This is a genomic window from Aquimarina macrocephali JAMB N27 (assembly GCF_000520995.1).
GTDB classification, from domain to species: Bacteria; Bacteroidota; Bacteroidia; order Flavobacteriales; family Flavobacteriaceae; genus Aquimarina; species Aquimarina macrocephali.
The window spans coordinates 101,255-121,877 of the sequence record NZ_JACA01000022.1; the positions used below are offsets into that span (position 1 = coordinate 101,255).

A 20,623-nucleotide genomic window follows, 5' to 3' on the forward strand; every position below is an offset into this window, starting at 1 on the left:
CCCTGAGCGAAGTCGAAGGGTTTCTAACAGATTACAAAAGATATAGCTGAAAGCCCGACCCTGATTAATCAGGGGAGCGCCCAAAACAAAATAAAATGAAAATACAACTCAAAAGAATAGACAGTGATTATCATTTCGAATTAAAAAACGAAAGAGGGCATGTAACATATATAGATAGTACAGCCAAAGTTGGAGGACATGATCTGGCTCCAAGTCCAATGGAATATGTTTTAATGGGAGTAGCAGGATGTAGTGCTATTGATGTGATTTCTATTTTAAAGAAACAACGACAAGAAATTACAGGCTATAGAGCAGAAGTAGATGGTGCTCGCGAAGAAATTGATGGGGCAAAACCTTTTAAGAAAATTACGGTAACCGTTTATCTCGAGGGGGATATTGTTCCAGAAAAAGCGCAGAGAGCAGCAGAATTGTCATTTGAGAAATATTGTTCGGTATCCAAAACATTAGAACCTACAGCTACAATAGAGTACAAGGTTGTGGTTAATAATAAAGAAATATGAGTCTGGAAAGTTTAAATTTTGAAACGCAAGCGGTAAGAACGCAAACTGATAAAACACAGTTTTTAGAGCATTCTACACCAATGTATTTAACCTCGGGCTTTGTTTTTGAAGATGCAGAAGAAATGAGAGCTGCTTTTGCAGAAGAGAAAGAACGAAATCTATATAGCCGTTTTAGTAATCCTAATACAACAGAATTTGTAGATAAAATCTGCAAATTAGAAGGAGCAGAAGATGGGTATGCATTTGCAACAGGTATGGCAGCAGTGTTTTCTACATTTGCTGCGTTATTAGATGCTGGTGATCATATTGTTTCTGCTCGATCTGTATTTGGTTCTACACATACTTTATTTACCAAGTATTTTCCAAAGTGGAATATTGAAACCAGTTATTTTAGGGTAGATGAGGTGGATAAAATAGAAGGTTTAATCCAGCCCAATACAAAAATTATATATGCCGAATCCCCAACAAATCCAGGGGTAGATGTTTTAGATTTAGAATTGCTGGGAGCGATAGCAAAAAAGCACAACCTACTTTTGGTCATTGATAACTGTTTTGCGACTCCATATTTACAAAACCCAATTAAGTTTGGCGCAGATTTAGTAATTCATTCTGCAACTAAGTTAATTGACGGACAAGGAAGAGTTCTGGGAGGAGTGACTGTTTGTAAAAAAGAACTGATAAGAGAAATTTACCTCTTTTCGCGTAATACCGGGCCATCACTATCGCCTTTTAATGCATGGGTATTATCTAAAAGTTTAGAAACTCTGGCAGTTCGGGTGGATCGTCATTGTGAGAATGCACTAAAACTAGCAGAATTTTTAGAATCACATCCTAAAATAAACTGGGTGAAATACCCATTTTTGAAATCTCATCCACAATACGAAGTTGCCAAAAAGCAAATGAAAATGGGAGGTAATATTATTGCTTTTGAAGTAAAAGGAGGAGTGCAAGGAGGTAAAACTTTTTTTAATAGTGTACAAATGTGTTCTCTGTCTGCTAACCTTGGTGATACCAGAACCATAATTACACATCCTGCCTCAACAACACACAGTAAACTGGCAGATGAAGATAAACTTGTTGTTGGGATTACAGATGGAATGGTACGTTGCTCTGTGGGTCTAGAGCATATTGATGATATTATATTGGATATAGAGCAAGCTCTGGAAAAGATATGAAAGCCACAACTGAAAAAAGATTTATATATACTAAGCTATCATCGTTTTTGTGAAAAAACTTAGGGAATAATATAAACATGTAAAAGCAGGAATTATAGGAAACTATAATTCCTGCTTTTAATTTTAGAAATATATGCAATATCCATTAGGTTGGCATTGCCCTGCATCACAGAGACTACCATTGCCAATTTCTCTGCAACACTGATTTCCGTTTTGATAACAAGGAGTCCCACTACGCGAACCCAAAATTTGACTTTGGTCATTTTTACTTAATAAAGTAACTCCTCCTAAATTTAAAATTTTTTTCATAATGTAATATGTTTTAAGAATGAATAGAATTACACATTTTGATTGGGGGATCATAGGTTAAATGAGCAATTCTATGATTTAGTTTCTCAAATTTAAAATTTCAATATAGGATATAGAACACTGTAAACCGTGAAGTAATACCCCCTGTAAATAGGGGGGTGTGTTCTTGATAATAAAATGAGTCTTAGGAAAGTATGTGAATAAAAAAAAGCTGAGAAACTTCTCAGCTTTTTTTTTATTCAAAGAATTTAAAATTTACAGCCTTATTTTTTTGTTAAGGTGAAAATTTGGCTTCCTGTAACTTCAAAAGTAATACCTTGTTGTTCGACTGTTTCTTTGATATCCTTTTTTATACTTAGGGTTTGTGCAGTTAATGCAATAATATCAAAAGAGACGTCTTTGTCTGCAACAGTAGTAATAAGTTTAGTTCCGTCTATTTTCCAATCACCGGCTCCGATAAAATCAGGAATTGCTTCTTCATAATCAATAGATTGAGTGGGGATAGTTATTTTTGCTACTAATGTAAACCCTCCAGAACTAACAAAAGTATTGGGTTTATCAGCTTCAGAAGCTTTTGTAAAAGTTGCTTCTGCAGTATAATCTTTACCTGATAAAGAATAACCGCCACTCACTGGTATGTTTTCAATAGTAGCGGTAACTTTTCCATTTTCAGATTTAACTTCTGTGAGACTCCAATCACCTGGGATTAAGGATTGATCAATTTCAATTGGAGAATCATCATCATCGTTACAAGAAACAAATAGTAAGGTACTTGCTAAAAATAAAAACATTGCAAATCTTTTCATTTCGACTATATATTTTGGGTTAATATTACTTTTATCAACGAGATAGAAATTCACATATTGTCATTTTTTTAAATGAAATCTCTTTTTATGTGATTTTTAAGGATAATTAGTAAAAGTTTAATAGGGTGTTCCTCAATAAATTATATAAAGATTCTGGGATTGTCTTATTAATCTACTAAGCTACTAGGGTTTTTGTTGAAGATATCATAATTCTTATGATTTTCTTTAAGAACTTATGAGGTTTTTGTGTTATAAACAAAATATTATATATACATTTGTTTAATAATCTACTATTCCGATAGGGTAATAGAGTTTTTCAAAAAAAATGATTTTAGATCAAATGATATTAGATAAAGTAGCTACACAGAAAACAACGTATCAGGATGATAAAACCTCTGAAAAACCAGTACGTAGTATCGCAAAAGCAGTAAGCTGGAGGGTAGTGGGTACATTAGATACATTGATAGTGTCTTATGTACTAATAGGAGAAATAGCTCTTGCTACTTCAATTGCATCTATTGATTTTGTAACAAAAATGATTCTGTATTTTTTTCATGAAAGAATTTGGAATCGTATTAAATGGGGAAAATAATTGCGATAGTAGAAAAACAAGTATAGTAAACTATGAGTTTAACAGAAAAAGAAATAGAAAACTTAAATAAGTCTCTAAAGGATAAAACACCTTTAGAAATTGCACAATGGGCAGTTTTAAATGCGAAGACTCCAGTTGTGACTACTAATTTTAGACCATACGAGGTTGCAATTCTTAATGTTTGCTCAAAGGCATTGTCAGATATTCCGGTAATATGGTGTGACTCTGGATACAATACTCCAAACACCTATAGGCATGCCGAAGAGGTTATTGATATGTTAAGGCTTGATGTTAAATTATATGTGCCTAAGCAGACCACAGCACATAGAGATGTAACTATGGGGATTCCGGATATTGATGATCCCAAACACAAAGTTTTTACAGAACAAGTAAAATTAGAACCATTTAGAAGAGCAATGTCTGATTTTACTCCCGATGTTTGGTTTACAAATCTTAGGAAAGGACAAACGGCACTTAGAGATTCGTTAGATATTGTAAGCATGGGTAAAGATGGAGTTTTAAAAGTAAGTCCATTTTATTATTACAGTGATGAAGAGTTAGATGTGTATTTAGAAGAATATAAGTTACCTAACGAATTCAAATATTTTGATCCAACTAAAGTGTTAGAAAATAGAGAGTGTGGATTACATACTAACTAATAAAATACGAAAAAGATAAGAATGGAAATACTAGAAAAGAAAATAGAACAATTAGAAGGGTCGGCAGGTAACCTAGCTGGAGTATCTGTTCTTAAGGTAAATCCTTTGGAGAGTGAAGCAATTTATATTTTTAGAGAAGTAGTTGCACAGTTTGAAAAGCCAGTATTACTTTTTTCTGGAGGAAAAGATTCTATTACTTTAGTACGATTAGCTCAGAAAGCATTTTATCCCGGAAAAATTCCTTTCCCTCTATTACATATTGATACAGGACATAACTTTCCCGAAACTATAGAGTTCAGAGATCGATTAGTAGAAGAATTAGGTGTAGAACTTATTGTTCGCAATGTTCAGGATTCTATCGATCAAGGTAAGGTTGTAGAAGAAAAAGGAAAATACGCTAGCCGTAATAGTTTACAAACTACTACACTTTTGGATGCTTTGGAAGAATTTAAGTTTGATGCAGCTATTGGTGGAGCTCGTAGAGATGAAGAAAAAGCTAGAGCCAAAGAACGCATATTCTCTGTTAGAGATGATTTTGGCCAATGGGATGAGAAAAACCAACGCCCTGAGTTATTTGATCACCTTAACGGAAAAATTGATTTAGGCCAAAATGTAAGGGTGTTTCCGATTAGTAACTGGACAGAATTAGATGTATGGAGTTATATCCAAAAAGAAGGAATCGAAATTCCGTCTATATATTTTGCTCATACCCGTAAAACATTTGTAAGAGACGGGATGATTTGGTCTGCCGAAGATGATGTTGTGTATAGAGAAGACGATGAAGTGGTAGAAGAAAGAATGGTGCGTTTTAGAACTGTAGGTGATATGTCATGTACCGCAGCAGTGCTTTCTGATGCGATTACTATAGATAAAGTAGTATCAGAGATTAGAGAGTCTACAATTTCAGAACGAGGAGCTCGTATCGATGATAAACGATCAGAAGCTGCGATGGAAAAACGAAAACAACAAGGATATTTCTAGATTGGCTTTTACCGTTCCAGTACTTTGTCTACGCTCAGTATAGACTTCGGCTGGAATCCAAAGTAAAGTCAGAGTGTAATAATAATAACGAATATTACTCCAAAAGGAGAAACAATAACAGCTATGGATGTATTAAAAATAGCAACAGCAGGAAGTGTAGATGACGGTAAAAGTACCTTAATCGGTCGTATTCTATATGATACAAAATCATTAACGACAGATAAATTAGAAGCAATTGAAACCAGAAGTAAAGCCAACGGTTTTGATTACTTAGATTTTTCATTGGCGACAGATGGATTAGTAGCCGAGCGTGAACAAGGGATTACTATTGATGTTGCCCATATCTATTTTTCTACAAAAACCAAAAGTTATATTATAGCCGATACTCCTGGGCATATTGAATACACCAGAAATATGGTCACAGGAGCATCAACATCACAAGCCTCTATCATTTTGGTAGATGCTCGTAAAGGTGTAATAGAACAAACGTATCGTCACTTTTTTATCAATAACCTGCTAAGGGTTAAAGATGTGATTGTAGCTGTTAATAAAATGGATTTGGTAGATTTTTCTCAAGAGAAATACAAAGCTATTAAAGCCGATTTTGAAACATTGATCGAAAAAAGCGATTACAAAGAACAAAATATAACGTTTATCCCGGTAAGTGCATTACAAGGAGATAATGTGGTAGATAAGTCTGAGAATACTCCTTGGTATAATGGACAAACTTTACTAGAACACTTAGAGAAATTGGATGCACAAGATGTATATGAAAAAGCTCAGGTACGTTTTCCAATTCAAACTGTGATTCGTCCTAAAAAAGATGAGTTTCATGACTTTAGAGGATATGCAGGTAAATTATATGGAGGTGACCTTTCGGTTGGAGATGAGGTAACAATTTTACCATCGTTAACTACATCAAAAGTAAAAGAAATTTACTTCTTCGATCAAAAATTTGATACAGCCGGTAGAGGGAGTTCTTGTACAGTTACTTTAGAAGATGATGTAAATGTAAGCCGAGGAGATATGATTGTGAAATCATCAGAAAAACCCCGAGTAGAAAAACAGCTCACAGCAACAGTATGCTGGATGGACAGTAAAGATCTAAATCCAGGAACAAATTACTTTATACAAAGTGGAAGTAATCGGATTTTGGCAAAAGTGAAAAGTATAAACGGAACCATTGCAACTGATTTTTCTGGTGATGATACTTCAAAAAATGCTTTGAGTTTAAACGAAATAGGGAAAGTTCAGATACAGTTGAGCAAACCATTAGCAGTTGATTCTTATAGCAAGAATAAAGCTTCAGGATCATTTATATTAATAGATTCACAAACCAATACTACTTCAGGAGTTGGATTTATAGAATAAATATAAGTCATTCTTTATAGGAAGAAAAACAAAAAATTAGAATCATAAAACCATCATACAAAAGTCATAACTATGACCTTTTTTAAAGGCAGAAATACGAAAAAAGATGCAAAGTTTTAGAACCGAAATAGAAAACCCAATTGTTCAAAAAGATGTTATAGAATTAGCTAATAAAATTGAGCAATTCCATAAGGGTAAGATTGATGAAGAAAAGTTTCGTAGCCTTCGTTTGGCACGTGGCGTATATGGCCAACGCCAGGAAGGAGTGCAGATGATTCGTATTAAGTTGCCATACGGTAAAGTGCTGAGTAATCAATTAAGACGTATTTGCGAAGTCTCTGATGAGTATTCCCGAGGGAGATTGCATATCACTACACGTCAGGATATACAAATTCACTATGTAGATTTAAATAGAACCCCAGAACTTTGGGCAGAGTTAGAAAAAGATGATGTGACGTTAAGAGAAGCTTGTGGTAATACAGTACGTAATGTAACCGCATCAGAAACTGCCGGAATTGATCCAAAAGAACCTTTTGATGTATCACCCTATGCCGATGCATTATTTCGTTTCTTTTTAAGAAACCCTATCTGTCAGGAAATGGGACGTAAATTCAAAGTTTCTTTTTCAGGAACTGAAGAAGATACAGGACTATCCTATATGCATGATCTTGGCTTTATTGCTAAAATTGAAAATGGAGTTAGAGGATTTAAAGTAATGCTAGGCGGTGGATTAGGGTCGCAACCAAGACATGCAGATGAGTTGTATAGTTTCTTGCCATCAGAAAAGATTATTCCTTTGATGGAAGGAGTGCTGAGGATTTTTGATCGTCATGGGGAACGAAAAAGTAGAGCCAAGGCAAGAATGAAGTTTTTACTTAAAGACATAGGAGTTGAAGCGTTCAAAGAATTAGTAGAAGCAGAACAAAACGCAATAGAACAGAAAACTGTTGCGATTGATGCAGAAGCATATAAAACTTCAGTTCCAGTTGAAGTTGAAGCACCTCAAGTAGAAATCAAAAACCAAAAAACCTTTGATCTGTGGAAATCTACCAATGTAATAGCACAAAAACAAGAGGGGTATGTAGCCATAGGTATCAAAGTGCTATTAGGTGATTTTTATACTGATAAAGCTAGGTTACTAGCAGATTTAGTTGAGAAATATGCGGCGGGAGAAATAAGATTATCATTGCGCCAGAATATTTTGATCCCTTTTGTAAAAGAAGATATAGTACCGTTTTTCTATCAAGAATTAGAAAAATTAGGATTTGTAGAATCTGGTTACAATAAAGCAGTAGATATAACCGCTTGCCCAGGAACAGATACCTGTAATCTTGGAATTGCAAGTAGTACAGGTATTGCCGAGGAACTAGAACGAGTAATCAAAACAGAATACCCTCAATATCTTGAAAAAGAAGATTTGGTGATCAAAATTAGTGGATGTATGAATGCTTGCGGGCAACACAATATGGCAAATATTGGTTTTCAGGGAATGTCTGTACGTACAAAGGATAAATTAGTTGCACCTGCATTACAAGTATTATTAGGAGGAGGGAACTTAGGAGATGGTAATGGTCGTTTTGCGGATAAAGTAGTAAAAATACCAAGTAGAAGAGGGCCAGAAGCATTACGTAGAATTCTTAATGATTTTGAAGCAAATGCTAACGGTAAAACTTTTATAGACTATTATACAGCGCAAGGAGAAAAGTATTTCTATGATTTTCTTACCGATTTATCTAATGTAGATAGTCTTACTCAAGAAGATTTTATTGATTGGGGAACAGAAGAGAATTATGTAAAGGCAATCGGAGTAGGAGAATGTGCAGGAGTAGTTATAGATTTAATAGCTACTTTGTTCTTAGAAAGTGAAGAGAAAATAGAAAATGCGAAAATATCTTTTGAGAATGAGATATACTCTGATGCTGTATATCATGCATATAGCTCATTAGTTAATTCTGCAAAAGCATTATTGTTAGCCGAAAACAAAAAAACAAATACACATGCAGGAATCATTCGTCAATTTGACGAAGAATTTGTAGCAAGTGGAAAAGTACAATTAGAAGGAACATTTGCAGATTTGATCTACCAACTTCAAAAAAATACGCCTACCAGAAATTTTGCAGTGGATTATATCAAAAGTGCAAAACAGTTTTTACAAAAAGTACAAGAGTTTAGAACTGTCGAAGTAGAAAATGCATAAAGAAAATGATGAATACTAAAACACCAAAATTAACAGTAGTAGGAGCAGGTCCGGGAGATCCGGATTTGATCACTCTTAAGGCGATTAAAGCTTTAGAGTCTGCAGATGTGGTGTTGTACGATGCACTTATCAATGAAACCTTATTGGATTATGCATATAAAGCAGAGAAGATATTCGTTGGTAAAAGAAAAGGATGCTATGCATATCAACAAGAGCAGATTAATGAATTGATAGTAAGTAGAACCAAAAGCCATGGACATGTAGTGCGATTAAAAGGAGGAGATCCTTTTATTTTTGGACGCGGAGCAGAAGAGATTGATTATGTACAACAATTTGATATAGAAACCGATATAGTTCCGGGTATATCATCATCTTTAGCTGTTCCTGCATATCAAGGAATCCCATTAACAAAAAGAGGATCCTCAGAAAGTTTTTGGGTAATTACAGGAACCACAAAATCCCACAAATTATCACAGGACATATGCCTGGCAGCAAAATCAAATGCAACTGTGGTAATTTTGATGGGAATGAGTAAGTTGAATGAAATAGTTAGTATCTTTGCAGCCGAAAATAAGCAAGACATTCCGGTTGCTATTATCCAAAACGGAACTACAAAAAAAGAGAAGTTTGGATATGGTACAATAGAGAACATTGAGGAAGTAGTTTTAGAAAAAGAATTATCCTCACCGGCAATTATTGTAATAGGAGAAGTAGTAAGCCAACGAGTTCGGCTAGCTTCGATTTATAATGAAGTTCGGGAAGAAATTGTATCTTAATAGTTCGGGACTAGCTTAAAGATGAAAGAAAGAAATAATTTATATCCGGTTTTTTTAAAGGCTGCAAACCTTGAAATCCTAATAATAGGAGGAGGGAATGTAGCAGAAGAAAAGCTTACGTTCTTACTAAAATCTAGCCCAGATGCTAAGGTGACTATAGTATCGCCAATGTTTAGAAAAGATACAATAGCATTAGCAAAGAAGTTTGGAGTGGAAATGATACATAAAAAATATCACAAACGTTTTCTCAAAAGAAAACACATTGTGATTGCTACTACAGATGTTCCCAAAGTTAATATGCAAGTATATAAAGATTGCAGGAAACGAAGTATATTGGTTAATGTAGCAGACAATCCACCATATTGCGATTTTTATATGGGTGCAATTGTCACCAAAGGTAATGTAAAAGTGGCTATTTCTACTAATGGGAAATCGCCAACAACAGCCAAACGATTACGTCAGTTTTTTGAGGAAGCAATACCTGAAAACATTGATGATTTAGTCAAAAATTTAAACGAGTACAGAAAAACAATAAAAGGTAATTTTGAAGAAAAAGTGGAGACATTAAACGAATTTACCAAAGGATTAATAGGAAAAAAAGAAGTTGAAAAATGATCAAGACTGATATTTTAATAATCGGAGCGGGACCAACAGGGTTATTTACTGTTTTTGAAGCAGGATTACTGAAGTTAAAGACGCATCTTATTGATGCCTTACCACAACCAGGTGGGCAATGCTCAGAAATATATCCCAAAAAACCAATATATGATATTCCTGGATTTCCAGAAATACTAGCAGGAGAATTGGTAGATAACTTAATGGAGCAAATAAAACCTTTTAACCCTGGGTTTACTCTGGGCGAAAGAGCAGAAACTATCGAGAAATTAGAAGACGATACTTTTTTGGTAACTACCAATAAAGGAACGAAGCATAATGCGCCGGTAGTTGCAATTGCTGGAGGATTAGGTTCTTTCGAGCCTCGTAAACCACCAATTCCAAATATTACTGATTTTGAAGATAAAGGAGTAGCATATATTATACGTGATCCAGAAGTATATAGAGATAAACGAGTTGTAATTTCAGGCGGAGGAGATTCTGCTTTAGATTGGTCGATTTTCTTGGCAGATGTTGCTAGCGAAGTAACTCTAGTACATAGACGAAACGAATTTCGAGGAGCTTTAGATTCTGTAGAACGAGTAGCAGAACTTTCTAAATTAGGTAAAATAAACCTGATTACTGAAGCTGAGGTAAAAGAATTAAAAGGTGATGATCACATTACAGCCGTTGGTATAAAACATAAAACAAAAGGAGAAATTATTTTAGATACAGATTACTTCATCCCGTTATTTGGATTATCACCAAAATTAGGACCAATAGGAGATTGGGGATTAGAGATCGAAAAAAATGCGATTAAAGTAGATAATTCATATGATTATCAGACTAATATCCCGGGAGTTTATGCTATTGGTGATGTAAATACGTATAAAGGAAAACTAAAATTGATTCTTTCAGGTTTTCATGAAGCAGCGATTATGTGTCAGAGCGCTTACCAAAGAATTTTTCCAGATAAAAAGTATGTAATGAAATATACAACTGTTGGAGGAGTAGAAGGATTTGATGGAACTAAAAAAGAAGCTAAAAAAGAAGTGGTAAAAGCCATTAATTAAAAATAGATTTTACCATAAAAGCAAAACAGGTGCATACTGAAAAATCGGTTTCAGTATGCACCTGTTTTATTTTGAATCCTGCCAACAAAGATGTAGTTGCTTCAATATCTTGTTTGGATATTATCAAAAATGGTATAATAGATTATAAAACAGGTTGTACTTCTATGAAATGATGTGTTTTGTAGAAAAAAATTTAAAACTCTGTTTTTTTTCTTTACCTATGGTTCTAATTTTTTTTAAACGTTCTTATGAAAAAGCTATTTTTTATTCTTTCGATTGTTTTTTTATTAATTGCTTGTAAAAATAAAACCGAAAAAAGTGTAGTCACTAAAAACAAAATACCTGTTTATGCATGGGCACAATTGCCCAAAGATGCATCAGATGAAGAATTAAAACATCAGTTTCAAGAATTAAAAAATAAAGGAATTGACGGCTTAATGTATTCTGCAGGCCATGATCCTTTAACTTATAAAAGGGTTGGTGAAATTGTAAAAGAAACAGGTATGGAGTTTCATGCATGGATACCTACCATGATACAAAACTCTAATCCAAAATTAAAACCAGAATGGTACGCCATTAATCGAAATGGTGAATCTGCATATGATAAACCTGCATATGTTTCACATTACCAGTTTTTATGTCCTAATAAAGAAGAAGTTTATGATTTCCTCAAAAATCTATACAGTAGTGTTGCTGATGTAAAGGAAGTAGACGGAATTCATTTAGATTATATACGTTTTCCAGATGTAATTTTGGCAAAAGGATTATGGGAAAAATATGATTTAGTAATGGATAAAGAATACCCTCAATTTGACTATTGCTATTGTGATAAATGTGTTCATGACTTTAAATCATTATCGGGTATTGATATTAAAGATGTTGAAGACCCTTCACAAGTTAAAGAATGGAAACAATTTCGTTATGATTTGATAACTAAAACAGTGAATAGATTGGCAGATGTAGTACATGGTAAAAATAAAGAGATTAACGCAGCAGTGTTTCCAGGGCCGAATTCTATTGCAAAAAAACTAGTCAGACAAGAATGGGATAAATGGAATTTGGATGCATTTTTTCCAATGAATTATAATGACTTCTATCTGGGAGATACAAAATGGATTGGTGAACTTACTAAAGAGGAGGTAGCTGCTGTTAATGGTGAGAAACCTGTTTATAGTGGTTTGTTCATTTGCCCGAAACCTAAAAATAAAGCAAATGAAGCCGATCCCGAAAATCATGGTTTATTACCAGAAGAATTAGAAGCTGCAATTATTGAATCAATTCAAAATGGAGCAACTGGTATTTGTCTTTTTACACCAAATAGAATGACAGATGAACATTGGGAAGTTTTGCAAAAAACAATTAATGCAGATTTTTAAATATGAGGATTGCTTCAATAGATATTTTTAGAGCTTTGACAATGGTTTTAATGATCTGGGTAAATGACTTCTGGACACTTACAGATATTCCTAAGTGGCTTCAACATGCCAATGCGAGTGAAGATTACATGGGATTTTCTGATATTATTTTTCCTTTGTTTTTATTTATTGTTGGTCTTAGTATTCCTTATGCAATCGAAAATAGACTTGCGAAAAAAGAAAGTAAATCTTTGATTGCTAAACATATATTGATAAGGTCTCTATCGTTGTTATTAATTGGAGTTTTTATGGTGAATTATGAAAATGCACACCATGAAAGTATTCTTATCGGGAAATATTTTTGGGGTTTACTTATGGCCTTTGCAATACTATTAATTTGGATGAATTGGAAAAAAAGTCCAATTCAAAAAAAATGGCATATTTATTTTCAAGTCTTAGGGTTTATTATACTTGTTTTTTTAGCAGTTATATACAATGGAGGTTCTCAGGGAGAAAGTTGGATGAAAACACATTGGTGGGGAATTTTGGGACTTATTGGTTGGGCTTATCTTATAAACGGGTTGGTTTATCTATATAGCAAGAGAAACATTACTACAATGGTTATTTTATGGGGAATTTTTAATGTGCTTTCTATATTGAATCAGACTGATAAACTAATTTTTGAAAACGATATTATTACTTTGTTTTCTACATTATATACAGGTACTATTCCTGCATTTACTACCGCTGGTATTGTAGCAACATTAGTATTTAAAAAGTTATCGGTGACAAATATAAAATGGTGTTATATAAGTTTAATAGGATTAGGAGTCCTACATATTGTTTTTGGAATGGTAACCCGGACTTATTGGGGTATTTCTAAAATACAGGGAACACCATCTTGGTTAGCTATCTGCACAGGAATAGGTTTTCTTATATTTACAATGTTGTATTATATCACAGATGTGAAAAAACAAACAAGTTGGGCAAAAATAATCGCTCCGGCAGGTACAACAACGTTAACATGCTACATGATCCCCTATCTCATATATCCAATTTATGTAATTACCAATATTAAGTTTCCTGATATATTAAACTCTTCTATTATAGGACTATTTATGTCTTTTGTTTTTTCTTTATTGGTAGTCATTTTTACAGGCTGGTTAGAACAAAAAAAATACAAACTAAAACTATAATAAATCTTAGTAGTATCTAATTTTGGTAATTTCTTTTTATTAATTTTCATTACAGAAGCCTCTATACTATAGTAGTTGTGGGATAGTTATAGGTTTTTAGTGTAATCGATGTTTTCTTGTCCTGTTATTTCTCATTATATGGTATGTTTTTTGTTGGTTTAATTTTTACAAAATTGTATACTTATACGTTGATTATTATATAGGCATTTTTTATAAGATTCAGTATATTTGGCCTTTTAAAAAATCTTCATAATTACCAGTTTAAAGAAACAAGATATAGCTCCTAAATAGATGCTCTAAATAATTTAAAATAAAATATAAAGACCTTGCATGAGACCTGTGTGGTCTTTGATTATATTTGCAGACAGAAATAAAAAGATATGTCAGATGTTACCATAAAAATAAAAGATAGAGAAGGTGTAGTACATGAGATACAAGCACCTACAGATATGGCTATGAATTTAATGGAAATTTGTAAAGCTTATGAGTTGCCAGTAGAAGGAACTTGCGGAGGAATGGCCATGTGTGCTTCTTGTCAATGCTATATTTTATCTGATCACGAATTACCAGAAATGGGGCAGGATGAAGATTTGATGTTGGCAGAAGCCTTTTATGTAGAAGATAATAGTAGATTAGGATGTCAAATCCCAATTACTCCTGAGTTGGATGGGTTAGAAATAGAATTGGCCCCGGAATCTTAATTATATTATTCTCCCAGGATTTTAATAGATTCTTTTTTTGGCTTTTTAATTCTAACCGTAATTTTTTGATATTCCCAGTTTGTCCCTTTTTTATAAGCTACAATATCTAATTTAGCTTTTCCTTTGGTGCCTCTAATCCCAACTGTTATTGCAATTGAAGTATTGTGATTTGAATATTGAACTTCTCCCTCTAGTAATCGAAAGAAATCTACAGGAGATAGTTCACCTAATTTTTCAATAACAAGATCATTTTTTTTGGCTATTTCAACAGCATTTCCTGTAAGATTTGGTTGAACATAAACAGATCCGTATCTAAAAGCAGCATTACCTGTCATTATAAAAAACACAAATACACAAACAACGAACCCTGTTGTAGGAAGTACCCATTTCCAGTTTCGACTCCACCAATTATTTTTAGAAATTAATTCGTTCATAAAAGCGAATAGTATTGTTGTTAAGCTCTTTTTTGTAAAGACCTCTTATCGAATATGTATGTTGCAATAATCACAAGAAGAAAAAGGTGTTTTCCTCTTATAATAGATGTATTACACTTATGTGAAATGGGGTTTTTGACCCCGTTTTTTTTTCTGTTTTGGCTGTATTTTTGAATTGAAAAAAATAGACTTAAAAATATTGTTAGGAATATTTGTTTAATGAGAATTAGCATAACTAGAGTATAGAAAACACAAAAAAATGAAGAGGTATGAGAACAAAAAAAACTAGATTTAATTTAAGTATTTCGATTCTTTTATTATCAAGCATATTATTATTTGCAAGTTGTGAAAAAGAATCAATTGTAGACCAAGAATTAAATACAATAAATGTAGAGCAAGAAGAATTCCTCACTAAAGCAAAAAAAGATTATTTGAAGGAAAATGGAATCAATATTGATATCATAGATTTCGATTGGTGTTCTATTATACCAAATTTGTCTGGGTACTATTATGCTAATGATGGAGGGCATTATTATGTTAGACATATTGGAAACAAGGTGTATTGGTTTGGAGAACATCCATCAGGTATTTGGGCCAATGTTTTTAAAGGTACTATTAGTGGTAAAATAATTACCGGAAGTTTTTATGATGTACCTAAAGGTAGAATAGCAGGAAGTGGAAGTTTAACATTGTCTATAGGTTGTTTTGGAAGCGGTTTTACTAAGGTGTCTGGAAGTAATTTTGGGGGTTCAGCTTGGACAAAAACTGCGCGGCCTTCATACCTTCCTCGTCCACGTCAGGCAGGATTTGGAGTTGTAAATGATAGCAATAATATTACTGGTCGGTGGGTAGGAGATGATGGTGGTATTTACTATATCAGGCAGATAGGTAATATGGTTGTTTGGTTTGGAGAACGCAATTTTGTAAATGGTCGCCCTACATGGTCTAATGTTGCCTGGGGAAGTCGTTTCTATAGCCAGTTATGGTTGGATTGGGTAGATGTTCCTAAAGGGAATACAAATAATGGCGGAATTCTAAGAGGGTTTGTCGAAGGACCAAATTATATCTCTCTGGGGCATAATACAGGAGGTTTTGGAGGTTCAGAACTTCGAAGGTAATAAAAAAATATATGTATGTAGAATAGAGATTACCCTTTTGGGTAATCTTTTTTTGTTAATACGAGATGAAATTGATAAATAAACTTGCATAACAAAAGGCTATGCCTTTTATTTGTAGTTAGATTAACAGCAGGTGCTGTTTAGTTCATATATATACTAATTGTTATCGAGAAAGGTGGAGGGAATAGACCCTATGAAACCTTAGCAACCCTTTATCTTGTAAAGAAGGTGCTACATTCTATCCGTTATAGCGGTATAGATAACGAAGATTCATAGCTCTGCTATGTTTTTCCATTTATTTTTCTTGATACACTAATTCTTTATTTTAATAGAGAATTAATACTATTTTTTGTTATTCCAGTATTTTGTCTGCACATAGTACAGACTAGAACTGGAATCCACAATAATACTTGATAAGTAATGAAAGAGATATACAAAATACTAGAAGAAAGAATCCTTGTGCTTGATGGAGCCATGGGGACCATGCTGCAAAGACATAAGTTTACAGAAGAAGATTTTAGAGGAGAACGATTCAAGGATTGGCCTACTCCTGTGCAAGGTAATAATGATTTATTGAGTATTACCCAGCCCGAAGCAATAAAAGAAGTACATCGACTTTATTTTGAAGCGGGAGCAGATATCGTAGAAACTAATACCTTTTCGGGAACAACCATTGCTATGGCAGATTATGAAATGGAAGATTTGGTATATGAGCTAAATTATCAGTCAGCAAAAATAGCCAAAGAAGTAGCAGATGAGTTGACCGAAAAAGAACCTCATAAACCTCGCTTTGTAGCAGGATCTATTGGTCCCACGAACAGAACAGCAAGTATGTCCCCCGATGTAAATGATCCTGGATATAGAGCAGTAACTTTTGATGAATTAAGAATCGCTTATAAACAACAGGTTGAAGCACTATTAGACGGAGGTGCGGATATTTTATTGGTAGAAACTATTTTCGATACATTAAACGCTAAAGCAGCACTTTTTGCAATTGAAGAAGTAAAAGACGAAAGAAATATTGATGTACCCATCATGGTAAGTGGTACAATAACGGATGCAAGTGGAAGAACATTATCAGGCCAAACTGCAGAAGCATTTTTAATTTCTTTATCTCATATTCCGATGTTGTCGGTTGGATTTAATTGTGCATTGGGAGCAAATCAACTGACTCCCTATTTAGAAGTTTTAGCTCAGAAAGCAAGTTTTGGAATATCTGCACATCCTAATGCCGGATTACCAAATGCATTTGGAGAGTATGACGAAACACCAGAGCAAATGGCAGAACAGATTAAAGAATACATGGAAAAAAACTTAGTAAATATTATTGGCGGTTGTTGTGGTACTACTCCAGAACATATTAAAGCAATAGCAGATTTAGCAAAAGATTATAAACCAAGAGTAGTAGGAGTAGAAGTATAGCATATGAGTACTAAGGAAGAAAGAAAATATCTTAAGCTCTCTGGTCTGGAACCAATGATCGTTTCTGCTGAAACGAATTTTATTAATGTTGGGGAGCGAACTAATGTAGCAGGATCACGTAAGTTTTTGCGGTTGGTCAAAGAAGAAAAATTTGATGAAGCTTTAGATATAGCAAGACATCAGGTAGAAGGAGGAGCGCAGGTCATTGATATCAATATGGATGATGGTTTGATCGATGGTAAGGATGCAATGGTGAGGTTTCTTAACCTTATCATGGCAGAACCAGATATTGCTCGAGTACCCATTATGATAGATAGCTCTAAATGGGAAATCATCGAAGCTGGATTGCAAGTGGTACAAGGAAAATGTGTGGTAAATTCTATAAGCCTTAAAGAAGGAGAAGAAGAGTTTATATCACATGCAAAAGCTATAAAAAGATATGGTGCAGCTGTAATTGTAATGGCATTTGATGAGGTTGGACAAGCAGATAATTATGAACGTCGTATAGAAATTTCAAAACGATCCTATGATATATTGGTTCATAAATTAAAGTTTCCACCAGAAGATATCATATTTGATCTAAATATATTTCCGGTGGCAACCGGAATGGAAGAACATCGTAAAAATGCGATCGATTTTATTGAAGCCACACGATGGGTAAGAGAAAATTTACCACATTGTAGTGTAAGTGGAGGTGTAAGTAATGTGTCTTTCTCATTTAGAGGAAATAATACAGTTCGCGAAGCAATGCATTCCGTTTTCTTGTATCATGCAATTAAGGCCGGAATGAATATGGGAATCGTAAACCCTGCAATGCTAGAAGTATATGATGATATTCCCAAAGATCTTTTAGAACATGTAGAAGATGTAATTCTGGATCGGAGAGATGACGCTACCGAACGATTATTAGATTTTGCAGAAACTGTAGTAGGAACGAGTAAAGAAAGAACTGTAGATCTTTCGTGGCGAGAAGAATCACTGCAGAATAGGATTACAAGAGCACTTGTAAAAGGGATTGATCAATATATCGTTGAAGATGTAGAAGAAGCAAGGCAAGTAGCAGATAAACCTATAGAAGTGATAGAAGGAAACCTGATGACAGGAATGAATGTTGTTGGCGACCTTTTTGGGTCTGGTAAAATGTTCTTACCCCAGGTAGTAAAATCTGCTAGGGTAATGAAAAAAGCAGTAGCATATTTACTTCCATTTATTGAAGAAGAAAAGAAAAAGAGTGCGCTCTCTGGAGAAAAAGTAAGAGAAAACGATTCTAATGGCCGTATTTTGATGGCAACAGTAAAAGGTGATGTACATGATATTGGCAAAAATATTGTTTCGGTAGTATTAGGATGTAATAATTATGAGATTGTAGATCTTGGAGTAATGGTTCCTCCCGATAAAATTATTCAGACAGCAATTGATGAACAAGTAGATATCATAGGATTAAGTGGATTAATAACTCCATCACTAGATGAAATGGTTCACCTGGCTAAAGAAATGGAACGCAAGAATTTCAATATTCCATTATTGATTGGTGGGGCAACCACATCAAAAGCTCATACCGCAGTTAAGATTGATCCACAATATAAGAATGCAGTAGTGCATGTTAATGACGCATCAAGAGCAGTAACAGTTGTTGGTGATTTATTAAATAAAAGAAACAATCAAAAATATGTAGGTGATCTTAAAGAAGATTATGAAAAATTTAGAGATGGGTTTCTAAAGAGAACAAAACAAAAAGAATATTTGAGTATTGAAGAGGCCAGAAAAAATAAATATGTAATTGATTGGCAAACTTCTGAAATTGTAACACCAAACAAACTTGGAGTTAAGGTTATAGAAGATTTTGATTTGAAAAAATTAGAACCTTATATCGATTGGTCACCGTTTTTTAGATCCTGGGACTTACATGGTAAATATCCTGCTATTTTAACTGATACTGTCGTTGGAGAACAAGCCACATCTTTGTTTAAAGATGCACGAGAATTATTACAGAGAGTATTTGATGAAAAATTATTAGGAGCAAAAGCTGTGTATGGACTTTTCAAGGCTAATACGGTAGATGATGATGATATTGAGGTGTCTTCAGAACAAGGAGCTTTTAAATTCAGAACACTACGTCAACAATTAAAAAAACATGCTGGTAAACCAAATTTTGCATTATCTGATTTTGTAGCTCCAAAAGAAAGCGAAATTCAAGATTATATGGGGTGTTTTTGTGTAACAACAGGTTTTGGAACCAAGGAACTAGCAGAAGCTTTTGAAGCAGATCACGATGATTATAATTCGATTATGATTAAAGCATTGGCAGATCGATTAGCCGAAGCTTTTGCAGAATATTTGCATAAAAAAGTACGTAAAGAAGATTGGGGATATGCTAATAATGAATCATTAACCAATGAAGAATTAATAAAAGAAGCATATAAAGGTATTCGACCTGCACCAGGATATCCTGCTTGCCCGGATCATCTCGAAAAGATAACGATTTGGGAATTGCTTAGGGTTAAAGAACGAATCGGAGTAGAATTAACAGAAAGCCTTGCTATGTGGCCTGCAGCATCTGTATCTGGATATTATTTTGCTAATCCCGAAGCTCGATATTTTGGATTAGGAAAAATGAAAGAAGATCAGGTAAAAGATTTTGCAGAACGTAAAGATGTAGATATTGAGTATGCAAAGAAATGGTTGAGTCCTAATATAGTTGACTAAATACAAACCCGGATGAATATAAAAGATAGTATTAAAAAGTATGATGAGGTTTTTGAAGGAGAACCATGGTTTGGAAATTCTATATTAAAATCATTAGAACATATTCCTGTACTTTTTTGGGATAAAAAACCAAAGAAAGTATCGCACTCAATATCAGAGTTACTTTACCATCTGGTAGATTGGAGAGGGTTTGTCATCGAAAAACTAAAAGGAAATGAAACTTTTGATATTGAACTAAATTCTGAGAAGGATTGGAGAAAAAATGTTTCAATACAAAATGAAAAAGAAAAGAAAAAAATCATTGAAGAATTAATTGAGACTCAAAATATAATATGCGAATTACTATTAACAAAACCGGATTCATGGTTAAATGAACAAGTAGCTGGACGTAGATATAGAAATGAGTACATGATAAATGGTGTGATACAACATGACATCTATCACTTAGGACAAATCAATATGGTATATAGTCAATTAAAATAAGGAATATTAAGAATAGGAACTTTGTTAAAATGAAAGATTTTATGTTAGATTTTTTTAATACGATGCAGATATTAAAGAATAGATCTTAAAATGTAGATAATGAAAGTTATCCTAACACCGAAAAAGATAAACGAAGAATAAGGAATTATAGATT

At 33.7% G+C, this 20,623-nt stretch carries 20 protein-coding genes and 1 riboswitch; of the genes, 17 read left to right on the forward strand and 3 right to left on the reverse strand.

The genetic code is table 11. The features are described 5' to 3' along the window. Positions 1 to 95 precede the first annotated feature (95 nt). Both Z054_RS0113770 and Z054_RS0113775 read left to right on the forward strand, forming a co-directional pair. A complete protein-coding gene (locus Z054_RS0113770) occupies positions 96 to 521 on the forward strand; it encodes an OsmC family protein (RefSeq protein WP_024770642.1) in 426 nt (141 codons plus the stop codon). After that, on the forward strand, positions 518 to 1,696 hold the full coding sequence (locus Z054_RS0113775; protein ID WP_024770643.1) for a trans-sulfuration enzyme family protein: 1,179 nt from the start codon (positions 518 to 520) through the stop codon (positions 1,694 to 1,696). Before Z054_RS0113770 ends, Z054_RS0113775 begins: the two co-directional genes overlap by 4 nt. 123 nt (positions 1,697 to 1,819) lie before the next feature. Here the strand turns inward: Z054_RS0113775 and Z054_RS31345 are convergent, their stop codons facing one another. Continuing rightward, complete coding sequence (locus tag Z054_RS31345) at positions 1,820 to 2,005, reverse strand: hypothetical protein (protein ID WP_152538558.1); 186 nt, start codon at positions 2,003 to 2,005, stop codon at positions 1,820 to 1,822. A 263-nt stretch (positions 2,006 to 2,268) separates the two neighbouring features. Then, positions 2,269 to 2,811: a hypothetical protein gene (locus Z054_RS0113785; protein WP_024770644.1), complete on the reverse strand. Its 543-nt coding sequence runs from the start codon at positions 2,809 to 2,811 to the stop codon at positions 2,269 to 2,271. Between the two features lie 325 nt (positions 2,812 to 3,136). Between Z054_RS0113785 and Z054_RS0113790 the strand changes: the two genes are divergently transcribed. From Z054_RS0113790 to Z054_RS0113845, 11 genes are all read left to right on the forward strand, one after another. Then, positions 3,137 to 3,403 (forward strand): DUF2061 domain-containing protein, encoded by a 267-nt coding sequence (locus tag Z054_RS0113790; RefSeq protein WP_024770645.1) that lies wholly within the window; start codon positions 3,137 to 3,139, stop codon positions 3,401 to 3,403. Between the two features lie 32 nt (positions 3,404 to 3,435). Next, positions 3,436 to 4,062, forward strand: a complete 627-nt coding sequence (locus Z054_RS0113795; protein ID WP_024770646.1) for a phosphoadenosine phosphosulfate reductase domain-containing protein — start codon at positions 3,436 to 3,438, stop codon at positions 4,060 to 4,062. A gap of 21 nt (positions 4,063 to 4,083) precedes the next feature. Further along, positions 4,084 to 5,043 (forward strand): sulfate adenylyltransferase subunit CysD, encoded by a 960-nt coding sequence (cysD, locus tag Z054_RS0113800; protein WP_024770647.1) that lies wholly within the window; start codon positions 4,084 to 4,086, stop codon positions 5,041 to 5,043. 123 nt (positions 5,044 to 5,166) lie between these two features. Then, positions 5,167 to 6,414: a sulfate adenylyltransferase subunit 1 gene (locus Z054_RS0113805; RefSeq protein WP_024770648.1), complete on the forward strand. Its 1,248-nt coding sequence runs from the start codon at positions 5,167 to 5,169 to the stop codon at positions 6,412 to 6,414. Between the two features lie 106 nt (positions 6,415 to 6,520). Continuing rightward, a complete protein-coding gene (locus Z054_RS0113810; RefSeq protein ID WP_024770649.1) occupies positions 6,521 to 8,611 on the forward strand; it encodes a HEPN domain-containing protein in 2,091 nt (696 codons plus the stop codon). Between the two features lie 8 nt (positions 8,612 to 8,619). Continuing rightward, the gene (cobA, locus tag Z054_RS0113815; protein ID WP_024770650.1) at positions 8,620 to 9,387 is read left to right on the forward strand and encodes a uroporphyrinogen-III C-methyltransferase; all 768 of its coding nucleotides are present in this window, start codon (positions 8,620 to 8,622) and stop codon (positions 9,385 to 9,387) included. A gap of 21 nt (positions 9,388 to 9,408) precedes the next feature. Then, complete coding sequence (locus tag Z054_RS0113820; RefSeq protein ID WP_024770651.1) at positions 9,409 to 10,002, forward strand: precorrin-2 dehydrogenase/sirohydrochlorin ferrochelatase family protein; 594 nt, start codon at positions 9,409 to 9,411, stop codon at positions 10,000 to 10,002. After that, complete coding sequence (locus Z054_RS0113825; RefSeq protein WP_024770652.1) at positions 9,999 to 11,054, forward strand: NAD(P)/FAD-dependent oxidoreductase; 1,056 nt, start codon at positions 9,999 to 10,001, stop codon at positions 11,052 to 11,054. Before Z054_RS0113820 ends, Z054_RS0113825 begins: the two co-directional genes overlap by 4 nt. Before the next feature lie 248 nt (positions 11,055 to 11,302). Continuing rightward, positions 11,303 to 12,430 (forward strand): glycoside hydrolase family 10 protein, encoded by a 1,128-nt coding sequence (locus Z054_RS0113835; protein WP_024770653.1) that lies wholly within the window; start codon positions 11,303 to 11,305, stop codon positions 12,428 to 12,430. A 2-nt stretch (positions 12,431 to 12,432) separates the two neighbouring features. Beyond that, on the forward strand, positions 12,433 to 13,605 hold the full coding sequence (locus tag Z054_RS0113840) for a heparan-alpha-glucosaminide N-acetyltransferase domain-containing protein (protein WP_024770654.1): 1,173 nt from the start codon (positions 12,433 to 12,435) through the stop codon (positions 13,603 to 13,605). A 380-nt stretch (positions 13,606 to 13,985) separates the two neighbouring features. Next, positions 13,986 to 14,306, forward strand: coding sequence for a 2Fe-2S iron-sulfur cluster-binding protein (locus Z054_RS0113845; protein ID WP_024770655.1), 321 nt, complete (start codon positions 13,986 to 13,988; stop codon positions 14,304 to 14,306). Between the two features lie 5 nt (positions 14,307 to 14,311). On the opposite strand, the gene Z054_RS0113850 is transcribed toward Z054_RS0113845, so the two are convergent. Then, the gene (locus tag Z054_RS0113850; RefSeq protein WP_024770656.1) at positions 14,312 to 14,740 is read right to left on the reverse strand and encodes a cytochrome c oxidase assembly factor Coa1 family protein; all 429 of its coding nucleotides are present in this window, start codon (positions 14,738 to 14,740) and stop codon (positions 14,312 to 14,314) included. 269 nt (positions 14,741 to 15,009) lie between these two features. Between Z054_RS0113850 and Z054_RS30245 the strand changes: the two genes are divergently transcribed. The 4 genes from Z054_RS30245 to Z054_RS0113875 all read left to right on the forward strand — a co-directional run bounded on the left by Z054_RS30245 (position 15,010) and on the right by Z054_RS0113875 (position 20,469). Continuing rightward, the gene (locus tag Z054_RS30245; protein WP_051473751.1) at positions 15,010 to 15,858 is read left to right on the forward strand and encodes a hypothetical protein; all 849 of its coding nucleotides are present in this window, start codon (positions 15,010 to 15,012) and stop codon (positions 15,856 to 15,858) included. Positions 15,859 to 16,018: 160 nt separating this feature from the next. Continuing rightward, positions 16,019 to 16,124, forward strand: a riboswitch (SAM riboswitch). A 154-nt stretch (positions 16,125 to 16,278) separates the two neighbouring features. Beyond that, positions 16,279 to 17,280, forward strand: coding sequence for a homocysteine S-methyltransferase family protein (locus Z054_RS0113865; RefSeq protein WP_024770657.1), 1,002 nt, complete (start codon positions 16,279 to 16,281; stop codon positions 17,278 to 17,280). 3 nt (positions 17,281 to 17,283) lie between these two features. Beyond that, on the forward strand, positions 17,284 to 19,986 hold the full coding sequence (gene metH, locus Z054_RS0113870; RefSeq protein ID WP_024770658.1) for a methionine synthase: 2,703 nt from the start codon (positions 17,284 to 17,286) through the stop codon (positions 19,984 to 19,986). Positions 19,987 to 19,998: 12 nt separating this feature from the next. Further along, the gene (locus Z054_RS0113875) at positions 19,999 to 20,469 is read left to right on the forward strand and encodes a DinB family protein (protein ID WP_024770659.1); all 471 of its coding nucleotides are present in this window, start codon (positions 19,999 to 20,001) and stop codon (positions 20,467 to 20,469) included. The last annotated feature ends 154 nt before the right edge of the window (positions 20,470 to 20,623 follow it).